Annotated in this window: 8 protein-coding genes; 7 read left to right on the top strand and 1 reads right to left on the bottom strand. The window is 39.2% G+C overall.

Annotated elements, in window-relative coordinates; all coding sequences use genetic code 11:
* Window positions 1-73 precede the first annotated feature (73 nt).
* Entirely contained in the window at window positions 74-1,879 is a 1,806-nt protein-coding gene (locus tag K5Q58_RS15480) for a M61 family metallopeptidase (protein ID WP_220754809.1), read from the top strand.
* A gap of 143 nt (window positions 1,880-2,022) precedes the next feature.
* Here K5Q58_RS15480 and rdgC read toward each other — a convergent pair whose 3' ends face one another.
* On the bottom strand, window positions 2,023-2,934 hold the full coding sequence (gene rdgC, locus K5Q58_RS15475) for a recombination-associated protein RdgC (RefSeq protein WP_220754808.1): 912 nt from the start codon (window positions 2,932-2,934) through the stop codon (window positions 2,023-2,025).
* Between the two features lie 344 nt (window positions 2,935-3,278).
* Between rdgC and K5Q58_RS15470 the strand changes: the two genes are divergently transcribed.
* The 6 genes from K5Q58_RS15470 (at window position 3,279) to K5Q58_RS15445 (ending at window position 11,056) form a co-directional block, all read left to right on the top strand.
* A complete protein-coding gene (locus K5Q58_RS15470) occupies window positions 3,279-4,238 on the top strand; it encodes a porin (RefSeq protein ID WP_220754807.1) in 960 nt (319 codons plus the stop codon).
* Between the two features lie 217 nt (window positions 4,239-4,455).
* The gene (gene phoB / locus K5Q58_RS15465; RefSeq protein ID WP_102529072.1) at window positions 4,456-5,145 is read left to right on the top strand and encodes a phosphate regulon transcriptional regulator PhoB; all 690 of its coding nucleotides are present in this window, start codon (window positions 4,456-4,458) and stop codon (window positions 5,143-5,145) included.
* Window positions 5,146-5,363: 218 nt separating this feature from the next.
* Window positions 5,364-6,662: a phosphate regulon sensor histidine kinase PhoR gene (gene phoR / locus K5Q58_RS15460; protein ID WP_220754806.1), complete on the top strand. Its 1,299-nt coding sequence runs from the start codon at window positions 5,364-5,366 to the stop codon at window positions 6,660-6,662.
* 288 nt (window positions 6,663-6,950) lie between these two features.
* The gene (locus K5Q58_RS15455) at window positions 6,951-7,895 is read left to right on the top strand and encodes a hypothetical protein (protein WP_220754805.1); all 945 of its coding nucleotides are present in this window, start codon (window positions 6,951-6,953) and stop codon (window positions 7,893-7,895) included.
* 257 nt (window positions 7,896-8,152) lie between these two features.
* Window positions 8,153-9,124: a PstS family phosphate ABC transporter substrate-binding protein gene (locus K5Q58_RS15450; RefSeq protein ID WP_220754804.1), complete on the top strand. Its 972-nt coding sequence runs from the start codon at window positions 8,153-8,155 to the stop codon at window positions 9,122-9,124.
* A gap of 207 nt (window positions 9,125-9,331) precedes the next feature.
* Window positions 9,332-11,056 (top strand): M1 family metallopeptidase, encoded by a 1,725-nt coding sequence (locus tag K5Q58_RS15445; protein WP_220754842.1) that lies wholly within the window; start codon window positions 9,332-9,334, stop codon window positions 11,054-11,056.
* Window positions 11,057-13,478 lie beyond the last annotated feature (2,422 nt).

The following is a 13,478-nucleotide window of genomic DNA, read 5'->3' as shown; positions in this document are numbered from 1 at the left end:
TTTGTATGATATTGAAAACAAATAACTACAATACATAAAAACATAACAAGAATAATAACAGAAGGAATGTAGAGTGAAAGTCTCAAAACTGGCTATTTTTACTGCAGGGGTATTTTTTTCAGCAAACAGCCTTGCTGAGGTAAACTACCAAATTGATTTAACCCATCCACAGCACCACTTAGCAACAGTAAAAGTGAGTTTTCCTAAATCATCCGCTGATGTGTTAACTGTTAACTTACCTGTGTGGCGCACAGGAAAGTATGCGGTGTTGCCGTTAGCTGACGGGATTCGCCTTTTTGAAGCAACCGATAACAAAGGAAACCCATTAACCTGGCAACGCAGCGCTACAGGCGAATGGCAAGTTAACTTAACCAAACCTACAGAAGTTAACGTTTCTTATCAGCTTTATGCCAATGACTTAGGCACTCGGGTGCGCCATATTGACAATACCCATGCATACCTAGATGCCAGTGGTGTGTTTATGTATAGCCCAGAATTTCGAGATGATAATGTCAAAGTAGCAATGAAAGTGCCTAAGGGGTGGGATAGCCATTCTGGCATGAAAAGTGGCCGTAAGTCTCATACTTTTATTGCAGACAATTACGATGTACTTATTGATTCCCCTATTGAAACCGGCATAAATACTCACTATAGCTTTGAAGCAGATGGTAGAGATTATGAACTTGTTTTTTGGGGTGAAGGAAATTATGACGCTAAGCAAGTTGTTGAAGATTTAACAAAAATCAGTAGCACTGCTAGCGTCATTTGGGATGACTATCCGTTTGAGCGTTATGTATACATGGTTCATGCAACCAGTGGTGCACGTGGGGCGACAGAGCATTTAAATTCAACGATTATTCAGTTGCCTCGCTTTAATTTCAGAGAGCGCAAAGATTATTTACGCTTTATTAGCACGGCTTCACATGAGTTTATCCATACATGGAATGTGAAGGCATATCGTCCACAAGGTTTGGTACCTTACGATTACCAAGAAGCTAGCATGACTGAGTTACTTTGGATGGCCGAAGGTTCTACTAGCTACTTTCAAAATCAGTTATTGCTGCGTGCAGACGTGATTACGCCGAAGGAGTTCTTTGCCGACTTAGCTAAACGGGTGAATAGCAACATGCACAAACCTGGCCGAGAAGTTCAATCAGTATCTGAGGCAAGCCTTAATGAGTGGACTAATACTGGTGGGGATTACGCGATAAACCACGGAGTTAATATCTACTCAGAAGGTTATTTAGCGTCGCTATCATTAGACTTTAGTTTGCTAAGTGATACTGAGTTAACGCATTCATACCGTGATGTTCATCGTCAACTGTATCGCGATTTTAAATTACCTAAGGGTTATAACGTTGATGATGTCAAAGGTATTTTAAAAAACTTATCAGGCAAAGACTATCAACCTTGGTGGCAACAACACATTACTTCACCGTTTAGTTTAGATTTTGATTCGATGTTAGCAAAGGCTGGTCTTGTTATTCGCTATGGCAAAAAGGATGAAGCGACGGTATATAGCGGGTTGAGATTAACTGGTGCACACGATGACTTAACTTTGGCACACGTTAGCCGTAACAGCCCTGCTTGGAATGCCGGTGTGGTTGCAGGAGATGAGATTGTCGCCATTAATGGATTAAAAGTGACAGCTGCAGGGTTTAAAAAACGTTTAGAAGACTTTAAACCTGGTGATGAGATTACTGTGTCATTGTTTAATAATGATCAGTTAAAGCAGATTGTCATTACATTGGATGAGCAACCCAAAGGCGAGTTATCTATTAAAGGTATTGAGAACGCTAGCACTCAACAAAAAGCTTTCTTAAAAGCATGGCTCGGAATTGATTGGCCATTTGATGAAGAAGGCAACTTTCTCAAATAAGTGGTTTTAGCAAATAGTTAGCTTTCTTAAGTTAGCTGCTTTAGCGAATATTCAGTTAATAAAAAGCCCCCATAACCTAGGTTGTGGGGGCTTTTTTAATCTATACGCTTATTTTCAAGCTATTACGTTAAAAGCGGCAGCAATTAAATATTTTCTTCAATTGGACCAAGTGCTTGTTTAAGCGAATTGATGAAGGCTACAAGTTCGCCGCCCATCAATGCAAAATCCGCATCTAATTTTGCTAAAGGATCTTCAGTACCAACATCATCAGTCGCTGCTCTAAATTCTTCTGAGAATTTAAGGCGTTTTACGCTGGCATCTGATTGCAATAAAAACGCAATAGATTGGCCAAAATGAAGCGCTAGTTTATGCACTTGCTTGCCTGTCGCTAAATGCGCAAGGACTTCATCTTCTTGAAGCACTTGTTGCTTAAAGCGCACAATACCGCCTTCATCTGAATCTGATTTAAGTTCTGCTTCATCTTGCATCTCAAATGGCTGTGGAGATGAGCCGTTACGTAACCACTCAGTTAACGTCGTTTCAATTGGCGTTGTGAAGTGTAAAGGCACTACAGGCAAGCTGCCTAATGCTTTACGTAATAAAGCCAATAGCTCTTCAGCTTTTGCTGCACTTGAGCTGTCCACAAGGATCATTTCGAGTTCAGGCATGATAAGCGCATGAGTTTGGCTTCGACGAGAAAATGCTCGTGGTAGCAATGTCATGGTTATCTCTTCTTTCATCGCGTCTTTTTCTTTCTTAGTGACTTTGCGACTTTCTTGATCTTCAATCATCGCCACTTTTTCATCAATGGCTTCCTTGATGACTTGACCTGGAATTATCTTTTCTTCTTTGGTTACACAGATTAAGTGACGGTTTTCGGCGCTGTGAACTAAGGCTTGGCCTTTTTTGCCTAATGCATTAGAGAAGCCAAACTTGCTGATGTCTTGGCTTGAGCAAGGAGAAAAGGTGAAGTCTTCTAAAGCTGTTTCGAGTGCCTCGGTATCGGTAGTGAAAGGCTTGTTGAAACGATAAAGGGTGAGATTTTTAAACCACATATAAGGCGCTCATCAAAATTAAAAATGCAGTTTACGGTATCACAGCGCTGGGGTAAACCATCAGATTAATGATCAAAGATTGTTGCAATAACAGAATTCATTAAACTGTCATATTTGCTAAATATGCATTATTCCCTTTATTTTACAATGACTTGTTTGTTTTTTTGTGTGTTTAATTTAGCTTTCGCTAAATAAAAATAACGAATTGAAATATTTCTGCAACAAAAGACGTGCAGAATTCGCCTCGTTCCCAAGCTATTGGTTAGCAGTAATCTGTTAGTTCCAACCAAATAGCAGCAAAAACTAGGTGTAGAACACCAATAAATTATGTCTAAAGGATGATAATGATGAACGCTTTTTATAAAACTCTAGTTGCTTCAGCTATTACCGCTGCTACGCTTTCAACTGCACACGCTGCTGAACCACTTGAAGTATACGGTAAGTTAAATGTTACTGTTCAGTCGAATGATGATGGCGATGGTTCAGTTACAGAAATTCAAAGTAATGCGTCTCGTTTTGGTGTTAAAGGTGGATTCGAATTAAGCGACTCTTTAGAAGCGTTCTACACAATCGAGTACCAAGTTGATACGGGTAACTCAAGCTCTGATAACTTCACAGCACGTAACCAATTCGTTGGTTTAAAAGGTAACTTTGGTTCTTTTGCTGTAGGTCGTAACGATACAATGCTTAAAAAGTCACAAGGTAAAGTTGACCAATTCAACGATTACTCAGGTGATTTAAAGGCGCTATTCAAAGGCGAAAACCGTCTAGCGCAAACAGCAACATACTTAACACCTAAGTTTGGTGATTTCCAAGTGGGCGTGACTTACGCAGCTGAAGGCGATAGCAAGCAAGAAGAAAATGATGGCTTCAGTCTTGCGGCTATGTACGGTGATTCAGGCCTTAAGAGTACACCCGTTTACGCAGCCATTGCCTATGATTCAGAAGTCGCTGGTTACGATATTGTTCGTGGTACTGTTCAGGGTAAAATTGCTGGTTTCGTACTAGGTGGTATGTACCAACAAGAAGAAGCTGTTGATGGCGGAGAAAGCATTGATGGTTACTTACTAAGTGCAGCTTACAAAATTCAACAAGTGACGTTGAAAGCACAATACCAAGACATGGAAGATAAAGGTGATTCATGGTCAATTGGTGCCGATTATTCATTAGGTAAGCCTACTAAACTATTCGCTTTCTACACTGACCGTACTTCAATGGGTACAGTGGAAGAAGATGATGGCGAAATGATTGATATCTCAATTGATGAAAGCTACTTCGCTGTTGGTATCGAACACAAATTCTAAATTGAGTCGTTATTCATAACGATTTAATTTGAATAAAGTAGTATCACAAAGGAGGCGTATGTCTCCTTTGTGTGTTTTTAAACCAATGACCTAAGCTAAAACATGATAGATTTATGACAAAAATATGATTTTGTAGGTTTTATTAGCCCTAAGATCATATTTCTGTAATAAAACTGACCAATAATACCCATGCGGCAAATTAATCACAGAAACTATTATGACAGCTAAGATTTTAATTGTAGAAGATGAATCAGCGATCAGAGAGATGCTGACCTTTGTTATGGAACAACACGGTTTTACCACATCTGCTGCTGAAGATTTTGATTCAGCGATAGACCTACTGCAAGAACCTTATCCAGACTTGATTCTGTTGGATTGGATGTTCCCTGGTGGCAGTGGTATACAATTAGCGAAGCGTTTAAAGCAAGATGAGTTTACACGTCAAATTCCTATTATCATGCTCACCGCACGTGGTGAGGAGGAAGATAAGGTAAAAGGCTTAGAAGTCGGTGCTGACGATTACATCACTAAACCTTTCTCACCTAAGGAGCTGGTTGCACGTATTAAAGCGGTATTACGTCGCAGTGCACCAACACGTTTAGAAGAAACGATTGATGTACAAGGATTACTACTTGATCCTGTGAGTCATCGCGTCTCGGTGGGTGAATCAGTCCTTGATATGGGGCCGACAGAATTTAGACTACTGCATTTTTTTATGACACATCCAGAGCGTGTTTATAGCCGTGAGCAGCTATTAGATAACGTTTGGGGCACAAACGTCTATGTTGAAGACAGAACTGTAGATGTACATATTCGTCGCTTACGTAAAGCCGTTGAAGACTCTGGCCATGATAAGCTAATTCAGACTGTGCGCGGGGCGGGATACCGTTTTTCAACCAGAATGTAATCGCTCATTAGACCGCGAATGAAAGACTGCTGAATCAGATTGTTTATAAATGATACATACAGGAAGTGTTGTTTCGTTGTCACATTTATTCAGCAGTTTTTTTAACAGTCGGCTATAGTCAGTGTCATCATTTTAAGCTATCTTGTGAGCCATTATTTCTACCGACAATTAGTTAAATATCCGCTAAGAGATTATTTTCATTAATTATTAGGCCGCTTATGTTTCGATCTTATTCAGGATCCCGGTTGCTCCTACGCCTCGTTGGAATACTGCTAGTTTTTGCTCTCATCGGCGTTATCATTGAGCAAGTCTCTTTTGCCATTATTGTTGGCAGTGTTTTACTTTTAGGTTGGCATTATCGTCAAATAAGTCGTCTCAATTTCTGGCTTTGGAAAGATAGAAAGTTAACTCCGCCTCAAGGTACTGGCAGCTGGGAAGGGATCTTTAACGGTATCTATCGCCTTCAGGGAAAAAACCGTCGTCGTGTAGGCCAATTAGCGTCACTGCTCAGCCGGTTTAGACAAGGTGCTGAAGCGCTTCCTGATGCTGCTGTGGTTCTCGATTCTGAGCACAATATTCTTTGGTGTAATAAACTAGCACAGTTGATTTTAGGTTTCGTTTGGCCGCAGGATAATGGTCAGCGAATAGATAATCTAATTCGCCATCCAGACTTTTCTGATTATCTAAAAAAAGGCGAGTTTAAAGAGCCACTTGAACTTGCGTCTCCAGTTTCTGAACAACGGTTATTAGAAATTCGCTTGATGAGTTACGGTGATAGGCAGTTACTGCTTATTGCAAGAGATGTTACTCGAATTAATCAGCTAGAAGGCATGCGTAAAGAGTTTGTGGCAAATGTCTCTCATGAACTTAAAACGCCGCTAACTGTGATTCAAGGTTACTTAGAGATCATGCAAAGTATGGAAGAGCCAGACAGCATGAATCACAAACCATTGAACCTAATGCAGCAGCAAACTCGGCGCATGCAATCAATGGTAGAGCAACTACTTGCTTTATCTCGTATTGAAGATGGTGCTGACATCGACCTTGAACAAACCATTAATATGCGAGTGATGCTTGATATCTTAAAAGATGAAGCATCAGCATTAGCATTAGATCAGTACGAGCTCAGCTTTTATGCTGAAGATAACTTAGATTGTCATGGTAATGAAGTGCAGCTTCGCAGCGCGTGTACCAACTTAATTTCTAACGCTATTCGCTATACAGAACCTGGTGGCAAAATTTCAATAAGATGGGAAACCGTATCGACTGGGGCTAGGTTTAGTGTGACAGATACTGGTCTTGGTATTGCGCCGCAGCATATTAATAGACTGACAGAGCGCTTTTATCGAGTTGATAATGCCCGTTCAAGTAAAACTGGTGGTAGTGGCTTAGGTTTAGCGATTGTTAAGCATGCGTTGAACCATCACTACAGTGAATTAAGCATCAGCAGTGAGCTTGAAAAGGGCAGTTGTTTTAGCTTTATCATTCCAACCCATTTAGTGGTAAAAAAAAGCTAAAATAAGATGTAAAACGTTTGCGTGAAAGTTCTATTAACAAAGTCAATTCAATTTCATTGGGTTGGCTTTTTTGTTGGGTGGAATATTTCAGCCCTGTTCGGTGTGATGGGCTTAACATCCTTGATTTAATGATTGCTTAAGTACTTCTCCAGTTTAATTAATATGTTTTACAATATGTATCAAGGTTATTCCTCTAGATAAGACAGCTCCTCTATATAAGACTGCTACTCTACTATAAGTCAGTTTCTAAACCTGACCTTCTTTCACTTTCATTATGGTCTCGGATATATGGCTAATTACTCTCGAAACATAAGTGGTTTTATACTACTCATTACTATTAGTTTGTCTTCTTGGGCTGAAAATGATGTCAAAGAACTGGTAGAACAACAAACTAAACCGGTTCATTGGAGTGGTTTACCATTAATGGCCGATAAAGCTACAGAGCGCGGTCATGAGCTACCCATTCCTGTGGGGGTAAGCCTTTTTTATAACAATATTGACGCTGACTATATCGCGGTAAATGACTTTCAAGTTCAGGTCGATGGTGGACTTTTAGGCTTTAGAGGGCCAAACGACTATGTCGTACCAGCGGAGGATGTCAGCATTACTGGTACTGACAGAAGTGTACAGCTAAAAATTGATGCATGGATACTACCATTTTGGAATGTTTATGGTTTGCTTGGATATACTGAAGGCAGTAAAAACATCAAGGCTAAACTTGATAATGTTGAAGGTTTACCTTGTGACGAGGCCTGTAATGGCATCGTTTTGCCTATCCCTATTGAATACACTGCTAAAAATTATGGGATCGGTACAGTGCTTGCTGGGCAAATCGATCCGTTAATCGGTGATACACCGGTAATTATTATGGCGGTTGGGGCGATAGTAAAAGCCCATACAGATACCACTGACAGTGTTATTAAAACCAAACTTGCTTCAATTAGGGTCGGGCAACGTTTTGATGTCGGCAGTGATAAACTTGCTTGGTTTTTAGCATTTAGCCATCAGAGTGTTAATCAGAATGTGACAGGTGATTACTCCTTTATTGGGACAGAGCTTGAACCTTTGATGGAAGAGGTAAAGTTTGATATAGACCTTGCTAAAAAAGAAACTAAAAACATGTCTTTTAGTGTCAATTATGACTTTGGCCCTAAGAATGAATGGAATTTTTATGCTGAATACGGTTTCTTAAATTGGCAGCATGTCATTGTAGGTTTCGGCCGTAGGTTTTAATTTAAACGAAAACTAGCTGTCATGGTTTTGTGGTTATGCCACTATATGTTCTATGTTTTTTACTGTGTCAAGTAGGGTTATTTGTCTGATTTAATTTGCTTTTTGTTATGTGTCACAGCGTTTGGTGGGTTTGTTTCTTAATTGTTTAAAATGTTGATTGTCATACAACTGTCACATATTAGTCATAGACTTGTCATTGAAGCGATTGATACTGAGCGTGTCTTAAATAACAACGCTAATAATACCGGAGCATTACAATGAAACTTAAACAGCTAGTTGGCACTATCGCCTTTGCAGCAGCTGGTGTTTTTTCAGCAACATCGATGGCAGCAATTGATAAAACATTACCTGTATATGAAAAGACAAGTGGTGTTTCAGGTAACTTGTCATCAGTTGGTTCAGACACGTTAGCAAACATGATGACGTTATGGGCTGAAGATTTCAAACACATTTACCCTAATGTAAATATCCAAATTCAAGCTGCTGGTTCTTCTACTGCACCACCGGCTTTGACTGAAGGTACTTCACAATTCGGTCCTATGAGCCGTCAAATGAAGCCTAACGAAATTGAAGCATTTGAAAAGCATTACGGTTACCAACCAACGGCAATTCGTGTAGCAATCGATGCATTAGCGGTTTTCGTACATAAAGATAACCCAATTGAAGGTTTAAGCATCGAACAAATCGATGCAATTTTCTCGTCTACTAAAAAATGTGGTGGCGATGACGTTACTCGCTGGGCTGATGTTGGGCTAGAGGGAAACTGGTCTAAGAAAGACATTCAGTTATACGGTCGTAACTCAGTATCTGGTACTTACGGTTACTTCAAAAAGAAAGCACTTTGTAAAGGTGACTTCAAAGCAAACGTTAATGAGCAACCAGGTTCTGCGTCAGTAGTTCAGTCTGTTTCTCAAGGCCTTAACGCTATCGGTTACTCTGGAATCGGTTACAAGACTGCAGGTGTTAAAGCGGTAGCTATTTCTAAGAAAGGCACTAAATATATTGATGCAACAGCTGCTAACGCTGCGAATGGTACTTACCCATTATCACGTTACCTATACGTTTACATCAATAAGCACCCTAACAAAGATTTATCACCAATGGATCGCGAGTTCATCCGTTACGTGTTATCTAAGCAAGGTCAGCAAATTGTAGAAAAAGACGGTTATGTACCACTACCACGCAGTGTAGTTGCTAAAGACCTAGAAAAAGCAGGTATCAAGCTTTAATTACTGAAGTGATAAAAGCCTAGATTTATCTGATTTATTAAGCCTCATTCGTGAGGCTTTTTTGTGTCTGAAATCCACTCAAGCTTACACTCGATGAAGCCAAGATATTAAGCTAAAATAGCAGCAGAATAATACTTATAAGGAACTGTTGTGGCTGAACAATTTGATTTCAATACCGATTACCATTCTTTAGCGAATACTAACGAAATGAAAGTGCATCATATGGCACTTACCTTAGACGTAGACTTTGATAAACAGCAGCTACAAGGTTCAGTTAATCTATTGTTTAACCGCATTACCACTTCAACTCAATTAATTTTGGATGGTCGCCGCTTAAACATTGCTAGTATCACTGATACAAGTGGCCGTCAGCTTGAATTTACCCAGCAGCATGTTAATGAACTTCAGGGCGAAATGATCATAATTGAAGTTGGTAGTGAGCTCACTGAGGTTGTAGTTAACTATTATACCTCCAAGGATGCACAAGGGTTACAGTGGTTAACACCAGCACAAACCTTAGGAAAACAGTCTCCTTATTTGTTTAGTCAATCTCAGCCTGTAAATGCTCGCAGTTGGATCCCGCTACAAGACACTCCGAAAGCCAGAATTACTTTCAGTGCGTCAATTAAAGTTAATAACGGGTTGAGGGCGGTGATGAGTGCCGCCAATTCTGCTGAAATGCCGCGAGATGGTTTGTTTAACTTTGAAATGGAGAAGCCGATTCCAACGCATTTGCTCGCACTTGCGGTAGGCGATCTTGCCTATGGTGAAGTGAGCGAGCGCTGCGCAATTTACACAGAGCCAGCGATGCTTGAAAAAGCGCTCAAAGAATTTGAAGATACTGAATCAATGATTGTAGCTGCAGAGTCTTTACTTGGGCCTTACCCATGGGGACGTTACGATATGATTGTATTGCCACCAAGTTTCCCATTTGGCGGAATGGAGAACCCGCGATTAGCCTTTATAACACCAACTTTAATTGCTGGTGATAAAAGCTTAGTGTCGACCGTTGCTCACGAACTCGCTCATTCTTGGACGGGTAATTTAGTCAGTAATGCCACTTGGCGCGATTTATGGCTTAATGAAGGTTTTACCACTTATTTTACTAATCGGTTAGTTGAGAAAATATATGGCAAAGAGCAGGCAGAACTTGAATGGGTGATTGAGTATGGGCGCCTACAAGAAGAAATGCAGTCAATGCCATTAGCGTCGCAAACTCTTCCAGCTAATGTACAAGATCAAGATGCCAACGACTCATTTAATCGATTTACTTACGATAAAGCATCGATGTTTGTCCATGAATTAGAGTCGCGGTTAGGTCGCGAAGCTTTCGATAAGTTTTTATTTGATTATGTTGAGCATTTCAAATTTGAAGCAATTACCACGGAAGACTTCGTTAAGTATGCAAAGCAAACGTTACTCACCCAACATAGTTCAGTAATCAGCGAGTCAGAGTTAATGATTTGGGTTTATGGTGAGGGGTTACCTGAGTGGTTTATTGGGCCAACTTCAACCAGTCTTGATAAGGTAAAATTTGCTTTGAAGCAGTTTGGTGAGGGAGTCAATGCCGCGAAGCTTAACGTGACGAACTGGCGAGTACATCATTGGCAATATTTCATCACTCAACTGCCTTTTACCTTAAGCCAAGTGCAATTAAAAGATCTTGATATGGCATTTGATTTTACTAACAGCCAAAACGCTGAACTCGCATGTGATTGGTTTAGAGTTGCGATCAAAAATCAATATGAAATCGTGTTACCAAAAGTAGCAGAATTTCTCACCAATATTGGCCGAGCTAAGTTTGTTAAGCCTCTTTATAGCGAACTACTAATAGCGGGTTACCGAACTCAAGCAACAACAATTTTTGAGCAAGCTAGAGCTGGCTACCATCCTTCACTACAAGTGCAGTTAGACCTGATATTTAAAGATTGAATTTAAATCACTAGTAGTGGTTAATTTAATGGTACTAGCAAATTTAAAGATAAAAAAATGGCAACCCAATGGGTTGCCAGAAGTATCTCTGCGGGACATGGCTAATAATGCGCTAGCGTATTAACTCGTTCCCAAATAAGGGGGATGATGATGAACAATTAATGAAAAACTACAAAACGCTTTAAACTAATTCTTTAAGCGATAATTAAGTTGCCGTGATGAAGGGCTAGTTAACTTTAGATAATGTTTTGATTCACTGAAACAGTAAGTCGTTTAAGTCATTATCAACTCGCTACAGTTACTATGAGTACCTACCTTGGAAAAGGTTCAATCGATTCGATAAAAAATGATCTTTTTTTTCGATTTATTTATTCAGTTTAATACTAATACTTTCTCCTAAGCTAATTTATGCCGTACTAAATGATTTAAGTGACGGTTTTAGCTATATCTCTTCATCAATTCACTCTTAGCCCTCAACCCTCAACCCTCAACTTTCTTGTTTTTAAAGTCGTTCAAGCTTATTCATAAACGTCCGAGATTGCGCTTATGGCTATACAGATATTATGTATTTAAGTTTGAGTTGCATGAGTGGGAGGTAAAAAAAATGGCAACCCAATGGGTTGCCAGAAGTATCTCTGCGGGACATGTATCAAAGTTGCGCTAGCTTATCGATACGTTCCCAAATAGGGGGGATGATGATGAACGTTTACAGGAAACACAATGAAAAAGTCTAAAACTAATTCGGTTAGCGATGATTAGTTTGCCGTGATGAAGGGCAAGTTAACCGTTGAAATTGTAATGAGATACAGTCAAAAACGGTAAGTCATTTAAACATTATCAACTTGCTACAGTTACTATGAGTATCCACCTTATAAAAGGTTCAATCAGATCGATAAAAAATGATCTTTTTTTCAATTTATTTTTTGAGTGTGGCTATGAGCATGGCTGTATCTAAGCTTGAGCGGGGCTAAAGTTAACTGTGACTGAAGTTAAGCGTAAGTGAAATATCGAAATTGAACTCAAAAAAATGGCAACCCAAAGGGTTGCCAGAAGTATCTCTGCGGGACATGGCTAATAATGCGCTAGCGTATTAACTCGTTCCCAAATAAGGGGGATGATGATGAACAATTAATGAAAAACAATAAAACCGTTTTAAACTAATTCTTTTAGCGATAATTAAGTTGCCGTGATGAAGGGCTAGTTAACCTTAGATAATGTCTTGATTTACTGTAAACAGTAAGTCGTTTAAATCATTATCAACTCGCTACAGTTACTATGAGTATCATTGTTTAGAAAGGTTCAATGTGCTCGATAAAAAATTTAATTTTTAGTCATTATTTTAAAAAGAGCTTTTTGAAAAGTCGTTTGTTCTTATCATTGAATAGGCTTTTTTAACGGCTTGTGAGTCAACTCGTTTGTAATCAGCTCTTCAAGCTGCTGTTGATTATTTCTTTTCATTTTTTGTCACACTTCTGTAAACGCTTTTTCGATAGCATCTACTTTCACATCGCCATCTCTCAGCTATCAATAGATTGCTATGCAGTCGTTGTCCGTTTCTGTTTCTGATATTCACCTTTGGCACTGTAACTTTAAAATCAGCTTAGCTTTTTACAGGAAGAGCAGCTTGGCGTTTTACCAAAATGGCAGAGACTGATTTACGATAAATCGAACGCAAAAAAAATGGCAACCCAACGGGTTGCCAGAAGTATCTCTTGCGGGACATGTATCAAAGTTGCGCTAGCTTATCGATACGTTCCCAAATGTGGGGGATGATGATGAAACTTTAAAACAAAGAAAAAGTCTTAAAACTAATTCGATTAGCATTGGTTGATGAGACCATGTTGATATGTTTATTAACTTTGAATAAACCGTGATGAAGGGGTTATTCGTTTTAAAGTAAATCGACATTATCAACTTGCTACATTACTCAGAGTCACGCTTTTCAGAAAGGTTCAAATTTTTTATAAAAAAGATCAAATTTATTTAATTTCCTATTAAGCTGGTGTCTCTAAGCCCGTCATAACGGCTAAATCAATGATGCTAATTCCCATCTCTGAGAAAAATAACCAAATGGCTTGCCTGCATTAAATACGCTAAAACGGTGGATGTCCTAGTAATCCATGTTTCCAAAGGGAATGATAAAACGTGATAGCAAAAGAAAAACAGCCATAAAAAAAGGCAATCAAATGATTGCCTATCGATCCACTTTGAGATCAAGGGGACCGCGCTAGAAGTCCCAGGGAGATGATGAAAGTGAAATCACACTGTCTTACTAAATAAGACTGTCACCTGAGAAAATAGTTCAAAAAAGATACAACTAATTTGATTTTTTTTTCGATTAAAATTTTGTGTATTTAAAATCAATCGTTTGCGAAAAAAATTATAGACGCCAGCTGTTATTTATCGGCCTAGTAGACGCTAT

Origin of the sequence: Shewanella sp. KT0246 (assembly GCF_019654955.1) — a bacterium.
In the GTDB taxonomy this organism is placed as follows: domain Bacteria; phylum Pseudomonadota; class Gammaproteobacteria; order Enterobacterales; family Shewanellaceae; genus Shewanella; species Shewanella goraebulensis.
The sequence above is the reverse complement of the archived record's forward strand: the minus strand, read 5'-3'. Positions and strand labels throughout refer to the sequence as shown.